The sequence below is a fragment of the Sphingopyxis sp. genome, assembly GCF_016704835.1.
In the GTDB taxonomy this organism is placed as follows: Bacteria; Pseudomonadota; Alphaproteobacteria; order Sphingomonadales; family Sphingomonadaceae; genus Sphingopyxis.
In genome coordinates this window covers 38,225-61,093 of sequence record NZ_JADIZJ010000009.1, presented here as the reverse complement: position 1 = coordinate 61,093, position 22,869 = coordinate 38,225, and the positions used below count along the sequence as shown (strand labels likewise).

Here is a 22,869-nt window from a genome sequence, read left to right as displayed (position 1 = left end):
CCCCACACCCGTACGCAATTTTGAGCTTATTCAAGCGCGGCTTGTACACGGCCGGATTGTACCTCCTCGTTCAACCGGTTACCTACGGCGCCTGGAACGACCGCGGACGGTTACCGCCGCGGCCGGGCTTTCGCGGGACTAATCGATCTCGTAGTTGCGGCCGCAGTCTGGTGGCGGTGGCCCGTCGGCAGACCACAGAAACATGCCATCCTTCTTGGTCCATTCCTTAGCCTCCCACTGAAACGAGGCGGGGATATAATCCATGTCGTAGAAATATTCGGCCATGCCATTCCACGGATCGCGGAAATAATGGAAGTAGTTGGAACCGACCCCATGGCGTCCCGGCCCCCACGCATGTTTATAGCCCTGGTTGTATAGGCGTACCGCGGCGACTTCGGCTTCGTCGATATTGGCCATCTCGAAGCTCGCATGGTGGAAACCCGGCGCGTCCGATTTGAGCATGGCGAGCACATGATGGTCGCTGTCGCCCGGCAGCCGCATGAAGGCAGCGTATCCATCGGTGATGCGGTCGCTGACGATGAAACCCAGCGTGTCGCAATAAAACGCGGATTGCGCGATCACGTTGCGCGCGAACAGGATGAAATGGCCCATTCGGCGCGGGCGTGGACTCAGCCCGAAGGGCGGGCAGCCTTTGTCACCGCTGCGTGCGATCACGCCTGGGCGGTTGATCGCGGGCGCGGCATCGACACCTTGCCAGGGTGCAGGGTCGCAGACTTGAACATTGACCAGCGTTCCCTCCGGATCGCGGAACCAGATACCGCCCGGCGCGCCGGCATAGGGTGGGTCGAGCTGCTCGATCCCTTTCGCCTGCAAGCGCTGCGCGATCGCTGCGAGGCCGGCATCGTCGGTCCCCAGCGAAAAATGATGCAGCTTCCGGTTCTGCCCCGTCTCGACAAGGACGATCTGGTCCTGATCGCGGCCGGGACAGCGCATCGCGACATGGTCAGGCCGTTCGGTCGCGGCGAGGCCGAAGGCGTCATAGAAATCGACGCCGACCTTGAGGTCGGGGATTCCGAGCGCGACATATTGCAGCGAGGTGATCATCTGGTCTCTCCCGTCGGTCTCGCGTCAGGCCGCCAACTTGGCGGCAAGCTTTGCGACCAGTTCGCCTTGATGGCGCGCGCCGTCCAGCTCATTGTCCGACGGCTGGCGCTCGCCCTTGCTCCCGGCGATCGTCGTCGCGCCATAAGGTGAGGCGCCGGTAATCTCGTCGAGCCGCATCTGGCCCTGGAAGCTGTACGGCAGTCCGCTCACCACCATGCCGAGATGAAGCATGTTGGTGATCAGCGAAAATAGCGTGGTTTCCTGTCCGCCATGCTGGGTGGCGGTGGAAACAAACGCGCTGCCCACTTTTCCGTTAAGGGCGCCGCGCGCCCACAGGCCGCCAGTCTGGTCGAGAAAGGCCGCCATCTGCGAAGGCAGTCGGCCGTAGCGGGTCGGGACACCGAAGATGATCGCGTCATAATCGACAAGCTCTTCGACGGTGCAGACCGGCGCGGCCTGATCGGTCTTGAAATGCGCCGCTGCGGCCACTTCGGCGGGCGCGGTCTCGGGGACACGCTTGACGACTGCTTCGGCGCCGCCCGCGTTGACGCCTTCGGCGACGGCGGCGGCCATGGTTTCGATATGGCCATAGCTCGAGTAATAGAGGATCAGCACGCGGGTCATAAAAATTCATTCGATCAGGTAGCGGGTTCGGCGGCGGCAATGCCCATTCCGGCATTCCACTGCGGAATCGGATGGTAGAGTATATGGCGCGGCGTGAACGGGCCAGCCGCGGCCATGGCGGCATAGGCCGCCACCCAGTTGCGCACTTCATGGCCCCCGCAGCCGGCGAGGCGGGTCAGTTCGGCTTCGCCCATCGCCGCGATTGTCGTGAAATCGCCGGCGGCCATTTGCGCCATGAAGGCCCGGTCCCAGTCGGGCGCGAGCGGCGTCGCGACGCCTTCACCGCGCGCCAGCTTGCGCGCCGTCTCATAATTGGCTTCTTCGCGCGCGCGCCGCGCTTCCATCGGCGGGTTACGTCCCGCGATCAACATTTCGGCGACCGGCGGGGGCGCGGTCGCGATATTCGGGATCGGCGGATCGTGCGAAAGACCGCCCGATCCCAGGATCAATACGCGTTTGCCCAGCCCTGCGGCCCAGTGACCCACCGCGGTTCCGAGGCGCTGCACCTGGCGGATCGATGGCAGCGGCGGCCCGGCGCAGTTCACATGGATTGGGAGCACCGGCCAGGCATCGATGCGCCCGCCGAGCAGCACGAGAAGCTGCGCGAAGCCGTGATCGGCCTGCATCCGGTAGGACATGGCGACATCGACGTCGTCGGCATGGAGCGCGCGGATGCAGTCCAGCGCGAGCGCCTCGGGTACATCGAAGGAGCCGCTGCCGATGTCATAGTCGCCAATCGCCTCGGCACGGATGCCGACGGTAAACGGCGGGAGCATGTCGTAGAAGAAGCCCTTGAAATGGTCGGGCGCGAACTGGATCACCAGTTCGGGGTCAAAAGCGCGAACTTCATCGCCAAGGCGGGCGAAGGCCGAGCGGACTTCGGCGTCGATCGCCGGATCGGCCTCGACATGGTCCATCAACGGGGTGTGCGATGCACAGATAAGGCGAACAGTCATGGCCGGGACGAGCTTTCAGGCGGCCGCGCTCGCCGGCGACGCGGCGTGACGAAGCAGGAATTCGATATGCAGCGCGTTGAAGGCATCGGCCTTTTCCCACTGCGGCCAGTGCGCGCAATCTTCCATCACGACGAGCGGTTCGGCGCGCGGGATCGCCGCGACGAAACGCTCGCCGGTGGCCACGGGCGCCGTGGGATCATGGTCGGTCCAGATCACCAGCGTGGGCGCCGCGATGGATGTGAGGCTCTCGTCGGTGAGGACGTTGCGCATCCGGATGTCCATGTCCTGCAGGCAGAGGATATGCTTCATCGCCTGGAGGAAACCGGGCTGGGAATAGATGGCGAGGCGAAGTTCGACGAGATCGTCGGTGACCCGCGCCGGATCATTCATCAGCCACTCGAGGCGGGCGCGGACGGTGTCGGGGCTCGCCTCGGCGACCGCTTTCATGGTGACGTTATAGACGCGCTCCATTACTTTGGGGTCGGTGTTGAGGCCGCCAGCGGTGTTGAGGGTCAGCGACGCGGTTCGCTCGGGATGATCGATCGCGAACTGAGCCGCGATCCAGCCGCCGAGCGACTCGCCATGGACATGGATGCGGGCCAGGCCGAGCGCGTCGCAGAAATCGAGCAGATGCTGCACATAGTGGCGGATCTCATAATCATGGTCGGGCTTGTCGCTGTAACCATGGCCGACCATGTCGAGCGCGATCGTGCGAAAATGCGCCGCATGGGGCAGCAGGTTGCGCGTGAACGCCTCAAGATGCCCCCCGGTCCCCGGGATGAAGACGACCGCCTCGTCGGCCGACGGGTCGCCCGCCTCGACATAGCGGGTGCGCACAGGCCCGGCCTGGACATAGCCCAGCCGAATCGTTCCCGACGCGATTTCCGGCCACAAGAACATAATCGTCTCCCAATTCTGATTCGAAGCATCCTAGCATGTAAGTGAACCGTGTAAACCCTGCCTGTTTGATCGGGGACGGGCGGAGCGACGGTGCCGGCATGCCCGATAAACGGCAACAGCAACCCGCATTCGGAGCCAATTGGCGAAGATTATTGCGTAGAGCTGCCATGTCGCGTTATGGCGCACGCTTCCGTTCTGGAATGCAAGCGATCGAAAAGGCGTCTCGCGTGAATAAGAAGGATGAGGTTTACGAGTTGCTGGTGAGCCGGCTCGTCACGGCGCAATATCGCTTCGGGCAACGTCTCTCGGTAAAAGAGATTGCGGCTGATACCGATGCGAGCCGTCAGCCGATCATGGCGGCGCTCAATCGGCTCGAAGCTGAAGGCTTTGTCCGGATCATTCCGCAGGTCGGCTGCGCGGTGGCCAATCCCGGCCGCGAAGAAATCGCCGATTTCTACCTGATGTTCGAGCGCATGGAGGGGCTACTTGCCGAGCTGGCGGCCGCCCGGCGGACCGACGCGCAGCTGCGCGATCTTCGGCGGCTTCAGGACCAGATCATGGGCATTGATTTTGCCTCGGGCGAGCATGGCTCCGAATATACTTTGCTCAATCGCCGTTTCCATCAGCTCATCCACGATATGGCGCAGTCGCCCTTCGTCGACGAACGGGCCGCGAGCAATTTCAACATGTCCGATTTTTTCATCAATCAGTCGGTCGGCTTCCCCAGCTTCATGGGCGACGCGGCCAAGGAACATGACGACATTATCGAGGCGATTGCCGCCAAATCGCCGTCGCGGGCGCGCACGCTGGCAGAGGCGCATATTGCCGATATCGCACATTGGGTCTCGAAGGGTCTGCGCTGAAATCCCATCTAACATACTTGCATGTAAGCTAGCTTGCGACTAGAACTGTTCGACAACGCGGCGCGAATCGAAAACGACGTGCCGCGATCGCGAAGGTCCGTCGCCGGGTAACCTTGGCAGCAGTTTGGAGAGGATCGATATGTCGACGCATGAAGCAGCACCGCAGTCGTTTGACGCGGAGGCGCTGCGTCGGCGCTATCTTGCAGAGCGCGACAAGCGCCTGCGCGGCGACGGCGAGGCGCAGTATATCGAGGCGCGCGGCGAATTTTCGGATTTCGTCGCCGATCCCTATGTTGAACCCGGTTATACGCGCGAGCCGGTCGAGCGCCGCGTTGACGTGCTGATCGTCGGAGGCGGTTTCGGGGCCTTCTGACCGGTGCCGAACTGGTTCGCGCCGGCATTGGATCGTTCCTGCTGGTCGAGCAGGCGGGGGACTTCGGCGGCACGTGGTATTGGAACCGCTATCCGGGCGTGCGCTGCGACATCGAGGCCGCCATCTACATGCCGCTCATCGAGGAAGTCGGCACCGTGCCGATGGAGCGCTACGCGACGGGCGCCGAAATCTTCGAGCATGCCAAAGCCATCGGTCGGCATTTCGGCCTCTACGAAAGATCGCTGTTCCAGACGAAAGTCGATGACATGCGCTGGGACGATGTCGCGGGCCTTTGGTCGGTCGCCACAAATCGGGGAGACCGCATCCTCGCGCGCTTCGTTTGTGTCAGTCAGGGACCCCTCGCGAAGGTCAAATTGCCCGGCATATCAGGCATACGCGACTTCAAGGGCCGGATGTTCCACTCGGCACGCTGGGACTATGATTATACCGGCGGATCGTCGGCGGGGGGATTGACCAAGCTTGCCGACAAGCGGGTGGCGGTGATTGGTACCGGCGCCACCGCGGTGCAGATCGTCCCCAAGCTCGCCGAACACGCCGAGAAGCTATACGTTATCCAGCGTACGCCCTCGGCGATCGACGTCCGCGAAAACAGCCCCGCAGATAAAGCCTGGTTTTCGAGCCAGGCGCCGGGGTGGCAGCGCAAGCGGATGGAAAATTTTCTCGAAGTCGTCTCAGGGCGCCCGGTCGCCGAGAATCTCGTCGGCGACCGCTGGGGCGATCTCTGGCTCCGCTTCGGCGAACTGATGCATCAGGCGAAGGGCGAGGGCGCCGCTGCCGATCCGCATGCCGCCATGCAACAGTCCGATTATGAAAAGATGGAAGCGATCCGCGCGCGGGTCGCGGCTGAGATCAGCGATCCGGCGCTCGCCGAGAAGCTGAAGCCCTGGTATAACTTCCTCTGCAAACGCCCGCTGTTCAGCGACGAATTTCTGAAGGTTTTCAACCAGCCCAATGTCGAACTGATCGACACCGACGGCGGCGGCGTCGAGCGCATTACCGCGGACGGCGTCGTCGCGAATGGCGAGCATATCGCCGTGGATTGCATCGTGCTGGCGACGGGTTTCGACGTCGGCGCGGCGCCGCACAAGGTCGGCGAATACCGCGTGACCGGGCGCGGCGGCATCACGCTCGACCAGAAATGGGACGGCGAACTTCGCAGCCTTCACGGCACCCAGTTCAGCGGCTTTCCCAATTTCCATATCGTCGGCGGGACGTCGCAAGGCACCACCGCGTTCAACTTCACGCATACTTTGCTCATGCAGGCCGAGCATGCAGTGGCGATCATCGCAGGCTGTCTCGCCGACGACGTCCACAGCTGCGAAGTCACACGAGAGGCAGAAGAACGTTGGCATGCGGAACTCGAAGCCAAGCATGTCGATCACCAGCATTTCTACGAGGAATGTACGCCGGGCTTTCTCAACAACGAGGGCCAGTTCAGCGACAAGCCGACCTATGTCGGCGGCACCTATGGCGGCGGACCGCTCGAATATGAGCGGGTTATCGCCCACTGGCGACAGCAGGACATGCAGCGCGACACGGTGGTGACACCACGCGCCAGCGACGCTGCCTGAACGGCCGCGGCGTCCGCGCGTCCGCGCGTCCGTCAAAAACTTGTATGCTAGTATTTATCAAATGGCTCGCAGAAGGCCGACCAAGGGAGAGGAATAATGACCAAAATTGCAAAGACCGTGTCTGCCAGCCTGTTTGCGTTGGCGGTGAGCCTCGCGGCACCCGTGTCTGCACAGGACGGAACCGTGGCTGATGAGGCCGCGGCGGCGAGCGACACCAGCTATGGCATCGAGGAAATCATCGTCACCGCCAACAAGCGCGAGGCATCGTTGCAGGATACGCCGCTCGCCATCTCGGCGATCGGTGGCGGCGCGATGGAAGAGCGCGGGATCGACGATGTCTCGAATCTACAAAGCTACGTGCCGAACCTTCGCGTTGGCCAGGAGCAGGACGGGGTGAAGATCACGCTGCGCGGGATCGGGATCCAGGGGACCAGCTCGATCACCGACAATGGCGTCGCCTTCTATCAGGACAATTTCTACCTCTCGCGCCCAGCCGGTGGCAGCGCAGTCTTCTACGACGTCAACCGCGTCGAAGTGCTGCGCGGACCCCAGGGAACGCTTTACGGCCGCAATGCCACCGGCGGCGTCATCAACGTCATTTCCAACGAGCCGACGACGCGCGGTATCGAAGGCGAGGTCGGGGCGAGCTATGGCTCGCGTAATCTCTGGGAGGTGCGCGGCTGGCTCAACGCGCCGCTCGGCGATGTCGCCGCGGCACGAATCTCGGCGGTCTATACCGAGGAAGATGGTTATGTGAAGAATCTGAGCGGCCCCGATCTTTACGGGTCGAAAGGGGATCTCACGGTGCGCGGCCAGATCAAGGTCGGCGATCTCGATAGCGTCGAGTTGCTCCTTTACGGCCTTTATTCGAAGCTGAAGGGCAGCGGCACCGCCAACCAGTTTCTGACCCGCAACATCGGTGGGCCGCCGCCGACGCAGGCGCTGCTGCGCACGCTGCCACCGCTAATTGCGGATCCGCTGGTCACCGACATCGACGCGCCCGCCTTCCTCAATGTCGAGACCAAGCTGGCCTTCGCGCGGCTGCGCAAGGATTTTGGAGGGGTGGAGGCCTATCTCCAGGTCGGCCGCATGTGGCAGGACACCAGCAACCAGCAGGATTTTGACGGTTCGCCAGTCGATGTGTCGATCTTCAACAAGACGCAGGACAATAAGGCGACGAGCGTCGAAGCGCGCCTGTCATCGACCGGGGACGGTCCGTTCAGCTGGATCCTCGGCGGCTATTATTTCGACGAAGAAACCTACATCCAGCGCCGCGTGCGGCTCAAGGGGCTGACACCGGGCGGGATCATCAGCCTGCCCGACTTCCTGCTCGACGAGTTTGGCAACAGTTCGACGATCGCGGGTTTCGCATCGCTGACCTATGCGCTGTCCGATGCCTTCCGAGTGACCGGGGGCATTCGCTACACTGAAGACAAGAAGGACGGTCGCAAGATCACCCTCGGCAATTTCGGTCAACCTTTCCCGCCCGATCTCCCCAATGCCCAATTCCCGGCCGATGTGAAATTCGACAAGGTGACGTGGAAGGTCGGTCTGGAATATGATGTGACACCCGATGTCTTTGCCTATGCCAGTGTATCGAACGGCTACAAGGCCGGCGGGTTCAACCTGTCGTCCGACGGACGGCCCTATAATCCCGAGACGATCACGGCCTATGAAGCGGGAATCAAGTCCGATCTTTTCGACCGGACGGCGCGGATCAACGTCGATGCCTTCTACTATGATTATACCGATCTGCAGCTGACCACGCTCGGCGTCGCCGCCGATGGCGTCACCCCGGGTCAGTTCACCACCAATGCAGCGGCGAGCACGATCTGGGGCGTCGAACTCGATACGCAGTGGGAGCTAACGCCGGGCTTCCTGTTTACCGCGGGCTATTCCTATATCGACGCGACCTTCGACGAATATGTCAACCGCGACCCGCTCGCTGGGCCGGGACCGGCGCTCGATCTGTCGGGTAACCGTCTGCCCTTCGTTTCGAAACACACGGTCAATCTCGGGCTGCAATATGAAACGACGCTGGGGGCGGGGACGCTGACGCTGGCCGCCAACAGCAACTTTCACAGCGATTTCTTCCTGCGCGAATTCAATAACCGCAATATCGACCGCGTCGAGGCGAACACCAAGACCGACCTCACGGCGACCTATCGCCTCGATGACGTCGGGCTGCGCTTCACCGCCTATGTCACCAACCTCGAAGACAATGTCGAACGCAACAACATCTATCTGACCCCGGGATTCATCGGCGTGAGCCCGACCACCGCTTACACGAAGCCGCGGACGGTCGGGGTTCGGGTTGATTATGCGTTCTAAGCCTGATGGTGGTAGATAGTGGGGGAAGTACGGCGGTTGCCGCAATCGCGGCGCCGTTGGCTTGGCCGGCTGGCGGACCGGACCGGGCGGTTTCGCCCGGTCCGGTCCGCCTTGCGATGGGAGTAGAGCGTGCCGGATCCGATTCCCGTCCCGAGACGCCATGGCCCGCGGCCGCAAACGACCGATTGCGCGCCGCATAGCCAGATCGACCAGCTCGCCAGCGATCGGTGCGCGATGTCCGCGATGCTGATGTCGCGGCTCGCCGACCTGCCGCATGTCGAGCTCGGCGCCAGTCGCCGCGCACCGCCGGGTACCATTGGCCTGTACATCGAGGCCGCGCATTGTTGCGCGGGAGAGCAAGCCTTTCTGCTGGGCCGCGAATTTGCGCATGTGCACGTCGAGGATGACGGAAGCCTGCACGCCATCCTCGCCGAGCCTCTCCGGACCGCCGCGATCGACGCCGGCTGGGCCGAACCCCATCCGCTGGCGGGACAGCCGACGGTGTCACCCGATACCGTGATGCTCTATGCGCCGCGCGATGTCGCGGAGGTGGGCGTCATTGCCTCGCTTGTTAAAGCGAGCTGGGCGAACGCCTGCGCCGTCGCTAGCCCAGACGCTGGCTGATTTGCCGCGCCGCCTGTTGGAGTTTCGCTGCGATTTCAGGCGCATTTTCGGGATGGAACCGCGTCGGTGGCCCGGACAGCGAGACAGCATAATCACTGCCGCGAAGCTTATGGAGCGGCACCGCAACGCAGCCAAGATCGTCGGCCATTTCCCGATTGTCGATTGCGTAACCGCGCGCTCTAGTCGCGTCGAGTTCTGCCCGCATCGCCACCGGATCGGTAATCGTGCGTTCGGTAAGCGGCACCAAGGGAGCCGCCAGATAGGCGTCGAGCCGCGTTTCGGTGAGATGCGCCAGCAACATCTTGCCGATGCCGGTGCAATAGGCTTCCAACTGGTTTTGCTCGCGCGTAAAGCCTGCCTGCACCCCTTCCTTGACCAGATAGGTCACCATCTCGCCCTCGAACACCCCCAGATAAGCGGTGGCCCGCTCGGCCTGCGCCAATCGGCGCAGCAAGGGCCGCGCGGCTTCGATAAGCCGCGCATGCGGGCTGACGCGCGAGGCGAGTTGGCGCAGTCGGTCGCCACCCGCATAGCGTCCGCGCGAAATTCGCATCAGCAGTCCCCGCTCGACCAGCAACGCGATCAGCCGCCGCCCGGTCGCTGGTGCCAAACCCATTCCGACGACGATCTCGTTCGCCGACGAACGACCGCCGTCTAGCGTGACCGCTTCGAGGAGCGCCAGCGCGCGGGTAGCGGACTGCGCTCCTGACATGTTAGAACTGCTCATATTATGAGCATTTGTAGGTTGCAGCCGCTTCCGCGTCAAAGGGTGAGTGCCTAAGGTGTCGGCATTGGGAGATAATATGATGACCAAGACCAGCCACGACGATCTCGCGCTTCGCTTGCGCGCCGCTTACGCTGCCGGGGCGGTGCCCCCGCTCCGCGACGGGCTCGATCCCACCGACGCTGACGGCGCCTATGCGGTGCAAACGATCAACACGCGCTACTGGGTGGCGGCGGGTCGCCGTATTGTCGGCCGCAAGGCGGGGCTCACCGCAAAAGCGGTGCAGACGCAGCTTGGCGTCGATCAGCCCGACTTCGGGGTGCTGTTCGACGACATGCGTATCGCCGATGGTGGTGCGCTCGATCCGGCAAGGACTTTGCAGCCCAAGGCCGAAGCTGAGATAGCTTTCGTCCTCGGCGCCGATTTGCCCGATCCCGCGACAACGGTCGAGCAGGTCGCGGCGGCAGTCGCCAGCGTGCACGCGGCAATCGAGATCGTCGATAGCCGTATCACCGACTGGAAGATCAGCTTTGCCGATACGGTGGCCGACAATGGCTCGTCGGCCTTCTTCGTCCTCTCGCAAACGGGTCTCTCGCTTGCTGGCCTGGATCTGGAAGGTGCCGCGATGGAGATGAAATTCAATGGTGCGGTCGTCTCAACGGGGATCGGCGCCGCGGCGCTCGGCAATCCGCTCAATGCGGCCGCCTGGCTGGCGCAGACGCTGGCGGCGCGCGGCGAACCGCTGAAGGCCGGCGACGTCCTGCTCGCGGGCGCGCTCGGGCCGATGGTTGCGTTGACGCCGGGCGATCATGTCGATGTGCGCATCGCCGGGATCGGCGCATGCAGCTTCACTTATGGCGAGGGCTGATCCGATGGCGAAGACCCCCGATGGCAAGACAAAGGTCGCGATCATCGGTTCGGGCAACATCGGCACCGACCTGATGATTAAGATCATGCGCCTGTCCAAGGTGCTCGAAATGGGCGCCTTCGTCGGCATCGATCCCGAGAGCGACGGGCTGAAGCGCGCCGAGCGGATGGGGGTGCCGATCACATCAGATGGCCTGGACGGACTGGTCGCGCTGCCGGGCTTTGCCGATATTGCGATCGTCTTCGACGCGACCTCGGCGGGCGCGCACCAGCGCCACAGCGAAGTGCTGATCGCGCATGGCAAGCGCGTCATCGATCTGACGCCGGCGGCGATCGGTCCCTATACGATCCCGCCAGTGAACGGCGATGCGCATCTGGACGCGCCGAACGTCAATATGGTCACCTGCGGCGGGCAGGCGACGATCCCGATCGTCGCCGCGGTGAACCGCGTTGCGAAGGTTCATTATGGCGAGATCGTCGCCTCGATCGCCTCGAAGAGCGCGGGGCCGGGCACGCGCGCCAACATCGACGAGTTTACCGAGACGACGAGCGAGGCGATCGTCAAGGTGGGGGGCGCCACCCGCGGCAAGGCGATCATCGTGCTCAACCCGGCCGAACCGCCGCTGATCATGCGCGATACCGTCTATTGCCTCTGCGACGACGGCGACCGCGAGGCGATCCGGCAAAGCATCGAGGCGATGGTCGCCGAGGTGCAGACTTATGTCCCCGGATACCGCCTCAAGCAGGCAGTGCAGTTCGAAAGCATCGGTAGCAACGCGCCGCTGCGCATTCCCGAAATGGGCGGCAGCTTTACGGGGCTCAAGGTCAGCGTGTTCCTCGAGGTCGAGGGCGACGCGCATTATCTGCCCGCCTATGCTGGCAATCTCGACATCATGACCTCGGCGGCGCTGAAGACCGCCGAGAAGATTGCAGCCCGCATGTACGCAGGAGCGGCCGCATGAGCCTCGACCCGGCTACGACCAAGCTCTATATCCAGGACGTGACGCTGCGCGACGGCATGCACGCGATCCGCCATCAATATGGCCTCGATCATGTGCGGGCGATCGCGAAGGCGCTCGACAAGGCGAAGGTCGATGCGATCGAGGTTGCGCATGGCGACGGATTGCAGGGATCGAGCTTCAACTACGGCTTTGGCGCCCACACCGACTGGGAGTGGATCGGGGCGGTGGCTGAGGTGCTCGAGCACAGCATCCTCACCACCTTGCTGCTGCCGGGCATCGGCACCGTCCACGATCTGAAACACGCCTATGACCTTGGCGTGCGCTCGGTGCGGATCGCCACGCATTGCACCGAGGCCGATGTGTCGAAGCAGCATATCGAGGCCGCGCGTGGTCTTGGCATGGACGTGTCGGGGTTCCTGATGATGAGCCATATGTCGGCGCCCGACGCGCTCGCGCAGCAGGCGCTGCTGATGGAGACCTATGGCGCGCATTGCGTCTATGTCACCGACAGCGGCGGCGCGATGACGATGGATCAATATGCGGCGCGTTTGCAGGCCTATGACCGGATCCTCAAGCCCGAGACGCAGCGCGGAGTGCATGCGCACCACAACCTCAGCCTCGGCGTCGCGAACAGCATCGTCGCGGTCCAGAACGGCGCGGTGCGCGTCGATGCGTCGCTGGCCGGGATGGGGGCAGGGGCAGGCAACGCCCCGCTCGAAGTGTTCATCGCCGCCGCCGATGTGCATGGGTGGAATCATGGCTGCGACCTCTATGCGCTGATGGACGCTGCAGAAGACCTGGTCCGACCGTTGCAGGATCGCCCCGTGCGCGTCGATCGCGAGACGCTCACCCTCGGCTACGCCGGCGTATATTCCAGCTTTCTGCGCCATGCGGAAAAGGCCGCCGCCGACCATGGACTCGACACGCGCGCTATCCTCGTCGAGCTAGGGCGGCGAAAAATGGTCGGGGGGCAGGAAGACATGATCACCGACGTCGCGCTCGACATGCTGAAAAAATAGGGCGGGAGATACGAGATGGATTTGGGGATCAAGGGACGCACCGCGATCGTGTGCGCCGCCAGCAGCGGGCTGGGGCGCGCCTGCGCGAAGGCGCTCGCGGGCGAGGGCGTCAACGTGGTCATCAATGCGCGCACGGCACAAACGCTTGAAGAGGCTGCCGCGGACATTCGCCAGCATGCGCCTGACGTGGCGGTCACCGCCGTCGTCGGCAGCGTGACCGAACCCGCCGTACGTTCGGCGCTCGTTGCAGCGGCGGGCGAGGTCGACATCCTTGTCAACAATGCGGGCGGCCCGCCGCCGGGTGACTTTCGCGACTGGGACCGCGAGACGTGGATCGCGGCGATCGACCAAAATCTCCTGGCGGCGGTCGAGCTGATCAAGCTCACCGCCGATGACATGGCGGCGCGCGGCTTTGGGCGGATCGTCAATATCACCTCATCGGCGGTCCGCGTTCCGATCCCGGTGATCGGTCTGTCGAACGCGACGCGTGCTGCGCTTACCAACTTTGTTTTCGGCCTCGTGCCGCAATATTCCGGCAAGGGCGTAACGATCAACAACCTGCTTCCCGGACCGTTCGACACCGGGCGCCTTCGCAACTCGAAGGACATCACCAAACATCTCACCGGCAATGCCGTCGCCGGGCGCGTCGGCGATCCCGCCGAAATGGGCGCCATGTGCGCGTTCCTATGCAGCCGCCATTCCGGCTATCTCACGGGACAGAATATCCTGATGGACGGCGGGCTCTATCCCGGCAGCTTTTGACGAAAGGATCAGGTGGCGAACTCCTTTTCGATCGCGACCGATGGAGAAGGAATCGTCAAAGTCGTCGCGAAGGGCTGCCGGTCACCCGCCGATCTTGACGATCTTTTCGGCGACTTGAACTGCGCCGTTCGCGCTTTGCGCGCGAAGTTCGGGTCGTTCGCATGCTCGTCGACCCTCGCGCCAGCAGCGTCCAGTCGCAAGGCATATCGGACCGGCTCCGCGCGGCGACCAGCGCAATCTACGCCGCCGAGGACCCGATTGCGACTGTCGCGGGATCGACGCTGCTGACAATGCAAATGCGCCGGTTCGGCGCCAAGACGGGCCGCGCGGCATCGCCAACAGGGACGAAGCGCGCGGATGGTAGCTTTCGGCCTAGTCGATCGCCACCGACACGCTCCCCAGCCGCGCGACCTCAAGCACGACGTGGTCGCCGCGGCGGAGCGCTTCCGCCGCGGTCGCGCCGCCCGCCATCACGACATCGCCCGCTTGCAGCGGTTCGCCCGCTGCTGCGGCGAGACGCGCGGCGCGGACGAGCGAGCGGATCGGGTCGCCGAGAATCGCCGCGCTCGATCCCACCTGTTTCGGCTCGCCGCCGATCGCCATGGTGAAGTCCAGGTCGGCCAGATCGGGAAAGGGGGCGTGCCACGGGCCGACGACGAACGCCGACGAGCTGCTGTTGTCGGCGACGACGTCGGAGAGCGAAAAGCGGAAATTCTCGTAACGGCTGTCGATAAGCTCGAGCGCGGGGGCGACGCCGGCCAGCGCGGCATAGGCTTGGGCCTCGCTGATGTCTCCTGGCAGGTCGGCCGCGAGCAGGAAAGCGATCTCGGGCTCGATGCGGGGATGAACGAAACGGTCGAGCGGCACCGATGCGCCGTCGGTCACCTGCATCGCATCGGTCAGCCGACCCCAGATCACCTCGCTGATGCCCATCTGCTCCATCTTGGCGAGGCTGGTAAAGCCCATCTTGATGCCGACGCGGCGCTCACCGCGCGCGTAGCGGCGGGCAAGCGATGCGGCCTGCACCGCATAGGCCTGATCGAGACTGAGCGGCTCTGGCAGCTGCGGCACGGCCCGCGCGTCGCACATCGCGGTGTCGAGCCGTTCGGCGATGGCGGCGATATTCATGGCCTGTCTCCGTCAAATTCGGGGTCGCCGTGGCAAAGATGGTGCCACATGCGTTCGAAGAGCCCCCCGGCGCGGACAGCGCGGGCGGCGACTTCCTCGGAGGTATATTCGCGCGCTGCGGCCCGCTGCGGTCGCGGTGAGCAGCGCGAGTTCGATCCGCGCGGCATCCTCGAGGAAGAAAGCAAGTGCAGCGGCATCCTCTACCGACGGCCCAGCAGTAACCGCGCCATTGCCCGACAGGACGATCGCGGCGAAACTGCCCATCATCGTCGCAACCGCCCGAGCGCTTTCATCGTCGCGGACAAGCGTGACACCGGGCCAGAGCGGCGGCTGCGGCGCGAAATAGGCACCAAGCCCATGGCGCACGCGCGGCGTTTCGCCGAGCGCCGACAGAGCGATCACGGCCGGCGACTGGAACCGGCAGATGGCGCCGACGTCCAAGCGCCTGCGATAGATTTCGCGGTGGATGCGAACTTCCGGCAACGCGCCGGGGGGCAGGTCGCCGTCGAGCGGTACCTCGACGCCGGGCTGTCCGACCGCCAGCGTGCCGAGCGGCTGCGCGGCGCTGACCAGGAAGTGGGTCGGCGACAGGCGCGTCGATACATGGCCGTAGGCATGGGAGAGCCCGTGGCGGGCCAATGCGCGGCCCGCCAGCCGCACCGCCAGGGCGGGATCAGCCACGCGCCGTGTCGAATTCGGGAATATCGGGCTTTGAGCCCCACATGCAAAAACTGCTGGGTTCAAAGGGAAAGGAGCGGGGGACATAGGTCGCCTCGTCCTCTGCAGTGATCGAGCGGACGCCGCAGCTATATTCATAGATGATGTCGTCGGGTCCTTGGAAATAGAGGAAGCGCGCGCCCGAGGTCGGATGGCGGCCCGGGCCAAAGACGATCTTCACATTCTGCTGCTGCAAGAAATAGAAGCTGCGCATGATGTCATCCTGCGACCCCACCTGGAAATTGACGTGCTGGATGCCGGCGCGGGTCGACGGGAACAGCGCGACATTGTGATGGATCTCGTTGATCCGGATCAGCGCTGCATCGCCGATCCAGTCGCTGACCTTCGCGCCCATATGGGCGACCCAAAAGGCTTCGTCGGCGCGCGCGTCGATCGAGTGCAATCCAACATGGCTGAAATGGCTGATTCCGGCGTCGCGCGAAGGGAAATAGCGCCGACCGCTCGCGTTGGGACGCGCGACGATGTCCATGACATTGCCCGTGGGATCGCGCGCAACGATCAGACCGCGGACGCGGCGCTGGTCGCGCTCGTCGCTGGTACCGGCGCGCACGTCGACCCCTGCCGCTTCCAGGTCGGCCGCCGCCCGGTCGAGCTCGGACATGCTGGATGTTTCCCAGCCGGTGACCTGGCCGCTTTCGCGCCCCTTGGTGTAGCAGATATTATGGTCGCGATCGTCACCGCGCAGATAGGCGGAGCCGGCGTCGCGCTCCATCAGCTCGAGGCCGAGGACTTCGGTCGCGAAGCGGACGCTGGTGTCGAGATCGTCGCATCCGATGCGAACATAGCGAATATCGTGAAGGTCGGCGCCCATGATGATATCAAGCCGTCGCCGGCCGGTCGTAATCACGCGCCATATGGCCCTTGCCGGTCTGGTCGCCGCGTTCGAAACCCCAGCTGTAGCCGCCTTCGGGGTTCGAGAGAATCTCCCAGATATTGCCGTCAAGATCGGTCAGATAGAAGCAATAGGTGCCGTGCTGGACCATCGGCTTGGTGACTTTCTGGATACCCCATTTTTCCTGGTCGCGCTTGACGATTTCCCAAGCGGCGTCGACCTCGGCATCAGTGGCGACGTCGAGGCCATTGTGGTTGAGAAAGGGCATATCGGTCTTGCGGCCGGTCGGGCTCTTGACGACGACGATCACCTGGTCGCCGCCCATCCGGGCCCAGAAAGACACATCCGCCATCTGGACGGTATCGAACCCGAGAAAATCTTCGAAGAAGGCGCGCGTCTTGGCAATGTCGAAACATTCGAGCGTCGCGTGCGAATAGAAGCGCGTCTTGAGGGCACCCTTGACCCCGGTTCTTGCGTCCGCTGCTGCCTCGGCCATTGTGCCTCTCCTCGATTATAATTTGATGCAGATATTGGTGGGTTCGGAATAGAAATTTATCGAATGCGCACCGCCTTCGCGGCCGATTCCCGATAGCTTGGCGCCGCCGAACGGGGTGCGCAGGTCGCGCAGGAACCAGCTGTTGACCCAGGCGATCCCGACCTCCATCGCCGCCGCGACGCGGTGGCCGCGCGACAGGTCGCGCGTCCACACCGAGGCGGCGAGGCCATAGGGCGAGTCATTGGCGAGCCGGACCGCCTCGGCTTCGGTGTCGAAAGCGATGATCGCGGCGCAGGGGCCGAAGATTTCCTCGCGGCACACGCGCGCGCTGTGCGGCAGGCCGGTCCACAACGTCGGTTCGACGAAGAAGCCGCTGGCGGCATCGCCGGCAAGTGTCGGGACGCCGCCGCCGGTGACGACGCGCGCACCTTCCTCTTGGGCGACGCGGTAATAGTCCAGCACCTTGCGTTGATGTTCGGCCGAGATCAGCGGGCCGAAATCGACCCCTGGATCATTCGGCAGGCCGGGCTTCAGCGCCTCGGCGTTCGCCTTCATTCCCGCCACGAAGGCATCGAGCACGCTGCGCTCGACATAGATGCGCTCAGGCGCGAGGCACACCTGGCCTGTGTTGAGGAACACCGCGCGCGACAGGCCGGCAACCGCGGCGTCGATATCGGCGTCGGCAAATACGAGCGCGGCATTCTTGCCGCCGAGTTCGAAAGACAGCGCTTTCACGTAAGGTGCGGCATTTTTCATGATCGCGCTGCCGGTGCGTGTCTCGCCGGTGAAGGTGATCGCCCGGACGCCGGGATGCGCGACGAGCAATTCGCCTGCCGAGCCGGGGCCGAAGCCGTGGACGACATTATAGACACCCTCGGGCACACCCGCGTCGGCCATCACTTCGCCGAGCAACGTCGCCGTCGAGGGGGTTTCTTCCGAAGGTTTGACGACCACGGCGTTGCCGCAAGCAAGGGCAGGCGCGACCTTCCAGGTCATCAGCAGGAGCGGGAGATTCCACGGGCTGACCACGGCGACAACCCCAAGCGGGCGGCGTATGGCATAGTTGATCGCCTTGCCGCCGTCCGGGGTGTCGAATTCGAAGCTCTCGCTCGGCAACGCGGCGACGACGTCGGCAAAGACGCGGAAATTGGCAGCGCCGCGCGGAATGTCGAGATGGGAGGCCAGGCCGTGCGGTTTGCCGGTATCGGCGATCTCCGCCGCCAGAAACTCGTCGAACCGGGCCTCGATCCCGTCGGCGACCTTCATCAGCAGCGCGCGGCGCTTGGCCAGTGTCATCGTGCCCCACGGACCTTCGAGCGCGGCGCGCGCGGCGGCGACGGCGGCATCGACGATTGCGGCATCCGCTTCCCACGCCGTCGCGTGCTGTCGGCCGGTTGCCGGGTCGATCACGGGAAAGGGCGTCCCGCCTGCGACGAAACGATTGCCGACGAAATTGCGCAGATGGCGCAGCGCTGCAGCTTCCTGGGCCTGTCGTTCGGGGACGGCGATTTCAGTCATGTCAGTCCTTTGGCTCCGGCGGTCGCGAAGCGCAGGCTGTCGCGGACGCGGCTGGAATCATATTCGGGGGCGAGCGCGGCGAGCAGTTCGAGCGCGGTGCGCGCGAGGTGGCGCGCCGCAAGCTCGCCTGCCTGCGCGGCATCGCCATTCGCCATCGCTTCGAACAATTCGCGGTGCTCCGCCTCGCCGCGCTGCCACCAGCCGGGCAGATGCGCGCCCTTGTAAGCCGACTGATAGCGCTCGCTGCGCTTTTCGAGCTGTTCGAGGTCAGCGATCATCGTTGCCCCCGCCCCGGCGACGATATGGCGGTGGAACTGGCGGTGGAGGCGCTGCCATTCGCCGAAATCCTCATGGGCTTCGGGGCTTTCAAGGGCGCGCACGAGCGTCTCAAGCTCGTCCGGGCCGTGCGCTTCAAGCCGTTTGACAGTCATCGCGACGCCCAGCGCCTCAAGCACGATGCGCTTGGCATATAAGGCTTCGATATCGACCGGGTCGAATTCCACAACGCGGCTGCGATAATTGGGTTCGCCGGTCAGCAGACCGCCTTCCTGCAGCATACGCATCGCTTCGCGCACCGGTGTGCGACTGACCTTCAGCGCTTCGGCGATCGCGACCTGCGACACGATGGTTCCCGGCTTCAAGGTGCCGTCGAGGATGGAGGATTGCAACATGTCGTACACGTCCATTGCCGTGCGACGGCCCGCGCCGTCGGCTTCGCGGTCGATGGGTTTCAGAATGTCGGCAAGCGGTTGTGTCATGATGTTCCTCGGGGGAAGGATGAAGCCCCCATCATATGATAGGCGTGACAAGTTCGCCAAGCGGGCCGATTTCCATGCGGACTTCGTCGCCGGGCTTCAGATACTCAGGTGGTTTGCGGCCATGTCCGACCCCTGCGGGGGTGCCAGTCGCGATGATGTCGCCGGGTTGCAGCGTCATGATCGACGAAAGATGCCGGATGATCGCCTTCAGGCCATAGATCATCTGACCGGTGTTGCTGTCCTGCTTGATCAGGCCGTTGACACTGAGCCGAACGGGGAGATCCTGCGGGTCGGCGATGAAGCGCGCCGGCACAAAATAGGGACCGATCGGGGCAAAGCCGTCGTGGGCCTTGTGCCGCACCCAATCGACGCCGATCGGCGGCCGCGAGGCGACCCAGTCGCGTGCCGACAGGTCGTTGAAATTGATATAGCCGGCGACATGCGCGAGCGCGTCGTCTTCGCTGACATGCTTGGCAGCGGTGCCGATCACGGCACCGAGCTCGGCTTCCCAATCCATCATTTCGACGCCCTTCGGCGCTTCGACCCCGTCACCGCTGGCGCTCAGTGTATTGTGGGTCGGCTTGACGAAGGCATAGGGATATTCTGGCGTCATTGGCATCGGCATTTCGGCGATGTGGTCGTGATAATTGGCGCCGATGCACATCAGCGCGCCCGGATGGGCGAAGGGCAGGGCGAAATCGGCGCTCGCGGCGTCGATGGCCGCCTGCGCGAAGACGGCGCCGCTCGCGTCGATCGCAGCGTCGAGCCGCGCGGAGCTCGTCGGCCAGTCGGCGAGGAGCGGGCCGAGGTCGCGCAGCGGTTGGGCGTCACCGAGCAGCGGGTGCAGCGGCGCCATACGGCCGTCCCGTTCGGCGACCGCGAGCGGACCGTCGGCGGTCCGGATAACGGCGAGGCGGTAGAGGCTCGTCATGCTTGTCCTTCCAGATCGGCCTTGCTGCGCGTGCCGACGCCCCAATGGTCGGGCGCGACTTCGGTGATGATGACGCGGACCGCCTCTTCGCGCACGCCGAGCGCGCGCTGCGCGCCTTCGGCGAGTTCGCGGATCAGCGCGCGCTTTTGGTCTGCGGTGCGGCCGGCGAGAATCGCGGCGTTGATGATCGGCATCAGATGCTCACCCCCGCGCCGGCGGCGACATTCTCGGGGGTGAAGATGCGTCCCATCTGGGCTGCGAGCGCGGGCTCGGCCATGTCGAACAGCGCGTTATTGCCTTCGACCCACTGGAAGTCGTGCTTGACATACGCCATCTTCCAGACGCCGCTCTCGCGTACAAAATGGCCGTCGTACCAGCCGTGCTGGTTATAGACCGACGCCCCCATGTCGGTCGCCTTCCAGTGGCGCGCGGTGAAATACCAGACGGCGGACGCGGCATCGCCATCGACGTCGATATGGAAGTTGAAATAGCTGTGATGGCGCCGCACCGGAGTCAGGATCAGATCGGCGAAGCGCGTCCATTCGTCAGCCTCGACGAGGATGCGCGGACTCCCGGTGAGCCGCTCGAAATCGACGAGCAGCCGGTCGGTGAAGCAGCTGCGATAACCCGGCCAGTCGCCAAGATCGAGCGAGCGCCCGAAGCGCAGGATGATCTTCTTCACCGCTTCCGCGTCGAGCAGTCGGCGCATCTCGGCTTCGATATCCATCATGGCAGCTCCGATTGGGGGGCGAGGCCGAGCGCAGCGCGCGGGCGGGGATGTCGTCGATCCAATGGTCCTTGTAGCTATGCTCGCCGCTCGACAGGTCGGCGAAGATCGCTGCCTGGTCGAGATAGGCGCGCTGCTCGACCAGTTCGCGGCCGTTGTGGCGCACGACGTCGCAGCAGGGGACAAGCACGACCTTGCCGTCGAGCCGCTCATATTCGATCAGCGCCTCGACATAGACGATGTCGCCCGCTTCGCGCACGCGCCAGATATTGTGGCGCAGTCGCCCGATCATCGTCCAGAAGTGATTGACGACGGTCCGCGCGTCGTCCTTGCCGACGACCGGAGGGCGAGCGCCAAAGATGAACTGATGGTCGTGCGACAGCATGTCGATGAACCCGTCGATGTCCTTGCGGTCGACGGCCGCAAAACGTTCGAGCACCCAAGCGTTTTTCATCGTCTCTCCTCTCACCAGGCCCGCACGCCGCCATCGACCGCGATGTCGGCGCCCGTCACGTAGGAAGCGTCGTCACTCGCGAGGAAGGCGACGACATTCGCGACTTCCTCAGGCTGCCCCATGCGGTTCATCATCGCGCGGCCCAGTTGGACGCGGCACCATTCGGGGTCTTCGAGGATGAAGCGCGTCTGGTTGGTCTCGATCGTGCCGGGCGACACGCTGTTGGCGCGGACGCCATGGAGGCGGCCCTCCATCGCGAGGTGGCGCGTCATCGCGAGCACGCCGCCTTTCGCCGCCGCGTGGGCGAGACCGGGCAGCCGCTCGATCCCGGCCCAGGCCGACAGCGAGGCGGTGTTGACGATATTGCCTTTGCGCTTCTTCAGCTCTTCCCACGCCGCCTGCGTCATGTGGAAGACGATATCGAGCTCCTCGTTGAGCGTTTTGCTCCAGGTCGCGGCGTCCATGTCCTCGATCCACGCGAAATAGGCCATGGCGCCATTGTTGAAGAGCATATCGACGCCCCCGAACGCCTCGACCGCGGCCACGACGACGCGGTCGCACGCGGCGCGATCGGTCAGGTCGGCGGGATGGACCGAGATGATAGATCCGCCCGCCGCCGTCACTTGCGCGTGGGTCTCCTCGGCGCCCGCCGCGATCAGGTCGGTGCCAACGACATGCGCGCCTTCGCTCGCGAGGCGTAGGCACGCGGCGCGGCCGATGCTGCCGCCCGCGCCGGTGACGATGCAGACCTTGCCCTTGAGGCGTGTCGTGATCGGATTGTCAGTCGGCATAAAGCGGCCCCAAATCGATGTAGATCCACAGCCGGTCGAGCGTGCCGGCAGCGTCGCGGCGCAAATGGCTGGCGACGGGCATCGTGACCTCGCGCCCGTCGAGACGCGTGTAGGTAACCTGGCTGCCCTGGAAGGCGCTGTCGCCGTCGGTGACGAGTTGCTCGCGCCTGTGGCGCATGCCTTTGACCCCCGACCAGAATTCGGCGAACGTCGCCTCGACGGCCTCGCGTCCCACGATCGGTGGGACATTGGCGAGGCGCAAATCGATTTCGGGCCCGAACCAGCGCATCAACAGCGGTAGCTCGAGCCGGTCCGCGTCACGGAAAAATGATCCCGCCCAGTCGTCTTCGGTACGTGCGGGACCGCTCATGCGAGCTCGCCGTCCCGAACCATCTGCCGCACGCGATTGACGGTCGCGGCAACCGCGCCGGTATAGGCTCCACGCATATTGTCGCCCTGCGCCTGCTCTTCGTGGGTATCCTCTGCGATGCCGGGGAAGGTGACGCCGAAGGTGAAGGTCAGTAGCAGGCCGCCGTCGGACTCGCTGATGACATTGTCGATCCAGCCGGTGCCGTCGAGCCGCTCGAACTGCACTTTAACCGGAGCGAATAGCGTGATGCGCTCGCGGTGCTGGGTGCCGCGAAAGGTGATCGTGCGCGTGATGACATTGCCGTCGTGGCTGTCGACGTCGCACTGCGTCATGCCGTCGACGAAAGGCATTGCGTTTTCGGCCTTCATTTCAAGGCCGCGCCACACCTGCTCGCTGGTCAGCCGGGGTTCGGCGCCCGGCGGGTTGACGGCGATGCTATGAGAGAGGGTGTACATGCATATGTC

26 protein-coding genes and 1 pseudogene are annotated in these 22,869 nt (G+C 64.2%); 9 read left to right on the top strand and 18 right to left on the bottom strand.

What is annotated here, in order from left to right:
• Positions 1-138: 138 nt before the first annotated feature.
• From IPF76_RS13475 to IPF76_RS13460, 4 genes are read right to left on the bottom strand one after another with little or no spacing between them, the layout of a single operon-like run.
• Positions 139-1,065, bottom strand: a complete 927-nt coding sequence (locus IPF76_RS13475; RefSeq protein WP_293844931.1) for a VOC family protein — start codon at positions 1,063-1,065, stop codon at positions 139-141.
• A gap of 24 nt (positions 1,066-1,089) precedes the next feature.
• The gene (wrbA, locus tag IPF76_RS13470; protein ID WP_293844929.1) at positions 1,090-1,689 is read right to left on the bottom strand and encodes an NAD(P)H:quinone oxidoreductase; all 600 of its coding nucleotides are present in this window, start codon (positions 1,687-1,689) and stop codon (positions 1,090-1,092) included.
• A gap of 14 nt (positions 1,690-1,703) precedes the next feature.
• Positions 1,704-2,645, bottom strand: coding sequence for a 3-carboxyethylcatechol 2,3-dioxygenase (locus IPF76_RS13465; protein ID WP_293844926.1), 942 nt, complete (start codon positions 2,643-2,645; stop codon positions 1,704-1,706).
• Between the two features lie 15 nt (positions 2,646-2,660).
• Positions 2,661-3,545, bottom strand: a complete 885-nt coding sequence (locus IPF76_RS13460) for an alpha/beta fold hydrolase (protein WP_293844923.1) — start codon at positions 3,543-3,545, stop codon at positions 2,661-2,663.
• Positions 3,546-3,772: 227 nt separating this feature from the next.
• On the opposite strand from IPF76_RS13460, the gene IPF76_RS13455 reads away from it, so the two are divergent.
• The 5 genes from IPF76_RS13455 to IPF76_RS13435 all read left to right on the top strand — a co-directional run bounded on the left by IPF76_RS13455 (position 3,773) and on the right by IPF76_RS13435 (position 9,328).
• Positions 3,773-4,408: a GntR family transcriptional regulator gene (locus IPF76_RS13455; protein WP_293844920.1), complete on the top strand. Its 636-nt coding sequence runs from the start codon at positions 3,773-3,775 to the stop codon at positions 4,406-4,408.
• Positions 4,409-4,547: 139 nt separating this feature from the next.
• Positions 4,548-4,781 (top strand): hypothetical protein, encoded by a 234-nt coding sequence (locus IPF76_RS13450; RefSeq protein ID WP_293844917.1) that lies wholly within the window; start codon positions 4,548-4,550, stop codon positions 4,779-4,781.
• Between the two features lie 98 nt (positions 4,782-4,879).
• Positions 4,880-6,373 (top strand): NAD(P)/FAD-dependent oxidoreductase, encoded by a 1,494-nt coding sequence (locus IPF76_RS13445; RefSeq protein WP_293844915.1) that lies wholly within the window; start codon positions 4,880-4,882, stop codon positions 6,371-6,373.
• Between the two features lie 96 nt (positions 6,374-6,469).
• The gene (locus IPF76_RS13440) at positions 6,470-8,704 is read left to right on the top strand and encodes a TonB-dependent receptor (protein WP_293844912.1); all 2,235 of its coding nucleotides are present in this window, start codon (positions 6,470-6,472) and stop codon (positions 8,702-8,704) included.
• Between the two features lie 129 nt (positions 8,705-8,833).
• Positions 8,834-9,328, top strand: a complete 495-nt coding sequence (locus IPF76_RS13435) for a luciferase family protein (RefSeq protein ID WP_293844910.1) — start codon at positions 8,834-8,836, stop codon at positions 9,326-9,328.
• On the opposite strand, the gene IPF76_RS13430 is transcribed toward IPF76_RS13435, so the two are convergent.
• Positions 9,309-10,055: an IclR family transcriptional regulator gene (locus IPF76_RS13430; protein WP_293844901.1), complete on the bottom strand. Its 747-nt coding sequence runs from the start codon at positions 10,053-10,055 to the stop codon at positions 9,309-9,311. The genes IPF76_RS13435 and IPF76_RS13430 overlap by 20 nt on opposite strands.
• Positions 10,056-10,134: 79 nt before the next feature.
• Here IPF76_RS13430 and IPF76_RS13425 point away from each other — a divergent pair, with 79 nt between their 5' ends.
• Genes IPF76_RS13425 through IPF76_RS13410 form a run of 4 tightly spaced genes read left to right on the top strand, consistent with a single transcriptional unit; the run spans position 10,135 to position 13,662 of the window.
• Positions 10,135-10,920 carry a fumarylacetoacetate hydrolase family protein gene (locus tag IPF76_RS13425; protein WP_293845038.1) on the top strand — a complete coding sequence of 262 codons (786 nt, stop codon included), beginning with the start codon at positions 10,135-10,137 and terminating at the stop codon, positions 10,918-10,920.
• A 4-nt stretch (positions 10,921-10,924) separates the two neighbouring features.
• Positions 10,925-11,881: an acetaldehyde dehydrogenase (acetylating) gene (locus IPF76_RS13420; RefSeq protein WP_293844899.1), complete on the top strand. Its 957-nt coding sequence runs from the start codon at positions 10,925-10,927 to the stop codon at positions 11,879-11,881.
• Positions 11,878-12,900, top strand: a complete 1,023-nt coding sequence (dmpG, locus tag IPF76_RS13415; RefSeq protein ID WP_293844897.1) for a 4-hydroxy-2-oxovalerate aldolase — start codon at positions 11,878-11,880, stop codon at positions 12,898-12,900. The genes IPF76_RS13420 and dmpG overlap by 4 nt, the downstream gene beginning before the upstream one ends.
• Positions 12,901-12,915: 15 nt before the next feature.
• On the top strand, positions 12,916-13,662 hold the full coding sequence (locus IPF76_RS13410; RefSeq protein ID WP_293844894.1) for an SDR family oxidoreductase: 747 nt from the start codon (positions 12,916-12,918) through the stop codon (positions 13,660-13,662).
• A 372-nt stretch (positions 13,663-14,034) separates the two neighbouring features.
• On the opposite strand, the gene IPF76_RS13405 is transcribed toward IPF76_RS13410, so the two are convergent.
• From IPF76_RS13405 to IPF76_RS13345, 13 genes and pseudogenes are all read right to left on the bottom strand, one after another.
• Entirely contained in the window at positions 14,035-14,790 is a 756-nt protein-coding gene (locus IPF76_RS13405) for a fumarylacetoacetate hydrolase family protein (protein ID WP_293844891.1), read from the bottom strand.
• A 12-nt stretch (positions 14,791-14,802) separates the two neighbouring features.
• Positions 14,803-15,471, bottom strand: a complete 669-nt coding sequence (locus IPF76_RS13400; protein ID WP_293844889.1) for a class II aldolase/adducin family protein — start codon at positions 15,469-15,471, stop codon at positions 14,803-14,805.
• Positions 15,464-16,339 carry a VOC family protein gene (locus IPF76_RS13395; RefSeq protein ID WP_293844886.1) on the bottom strand — a complete coding sequence of 292 codons (876 nt, stop codon included), beginning with the start codon at positions 16,337-16,339 and terminating at the stop codon, positions 15,464-15,466. The genes IPF76_RS13400 and IPF76_RS13395 overlap by 8 nt, the downstream gene beginning before the upstream one ends.
• 7 nt (positions 16,340-16,346) lie before the next feature.
• Positions 16,347-16,856, bottom strand: coding sequence for a VOC family protein (locus tag IPF76_RS13390; RefSeq protein ID WP_293844883.1), 510 nt, complete (start codon positions 16,854-16,856; stop codon positions 16,347-16,349).
• Positions 16,857-16,871: 15 nt separating this feature from the next.
• Complete coding sequence (locus IPF76_RS13385; protein WP_293844880.1) at positions 16,872-18,374, bottom strand: 2-hydroxymuconic semialdehyde dehydrogenase; 1,503 nt, start codon at positions 18,372-18,374, stop codon at positions 16,872-16,874.
• On the bottom strand, positions 18,371-19,132 hold the full coding sequence (locus IPF76_RS13380) for a GntR family transcriptional regulator (protein ID WP_293844877.1): 762 nt from the start codon (positions 19,130-19,132) through the stop codon (positions 18,371-18,373). The genes IPF76_RS13385 and IPF76_RS13380 overlap by 4 nt, the downstream gene beginning before the upstream one ends.
• Before the next feature lie 31 nt (positions 19,133-19,163).
• Entirely contained in the window at positions 19,164-20,063 is a 900-nt protein-coding gene (locus IPF76_RS13375) for a fumarylacetoacetate hydrolase family protein (RefSeq protein ID WP_293844874.1), read from the bottom strand.
• Entirely contained in the window at positions 20,060-20,257 is a 198-nt protein-coding gene (locus IPF76_RS13370; RefSeq protein ID WP_293844872.1) for a 2-hydroxymuconate tautomerase family protein, read from the bottom strand. Before IPF76_RS13370 ends, IPF76_RS13375 begins: the two co-directional genes overlap by 4 nt.
• Positions 20,257-20,793, bottom strand: coding sequence for a nuclear transport factor 2 family protein (locus tag IPF76_RS13365; protein ID WP_293844870.1), 537 nt, complete (start codon positions 20,791-20,793; stop codon positions 20,257-20,259). Before IPF76_RS13365 ends, IPF76_RS13370 begins: the two co-directional genes overlap by 1 nt.
• A gap of 202 nt (positions 20,794-20,995) precedes the next feature.
• A pseudogene (locus IPF76_RS20865) lies at positions 20,996-21,175 on the bottom strand (hypothetical protein); the annotation flags it as partial.
• A gap of 80 nt (positions 21,176-21,255) precedes the next feature.
• Positions 21,256-22,035: an SDR family NAD(P)-dependent oxidoreductase gene (locus IPF76_RS13355; protein WP_293844865.1), complete on the bottom strand. Its 780-nt coding sequence runs from the start codon at positions 22,033-22,035 to the stop codon at positions 21,256-21,258.
• Positions 22,025-22,405, bottom strand: coding sequence for a nuclear transport factor 2 family protein (locus IPF76_RS13350; protein ID WP_293844862.1), 381 nt, complete (start codon positions 22,403-22,405; stop codon positions 22,025-22,027). Before IPF76_RS13350 ends, IPF76_RS13355 begins: the two co-directional genes overlap by 11 nt.
• Positions 22,402-22,860, bottom strand: coding sequence for an SRPBCC family protein (locus IPF76_RS13345; protein WP_293844859.1), 459 nt, complete (start codon positions 22,858-22,860; stop codon positions 22,402-22,404). The genes IPF76_RS13350 and IPF76_RS13345 overlap by 4 nt, the downstream gene beginning before the upstream one ends.
• Positions 22,861-22,869 lie beyond the last annotated feature (9 nt).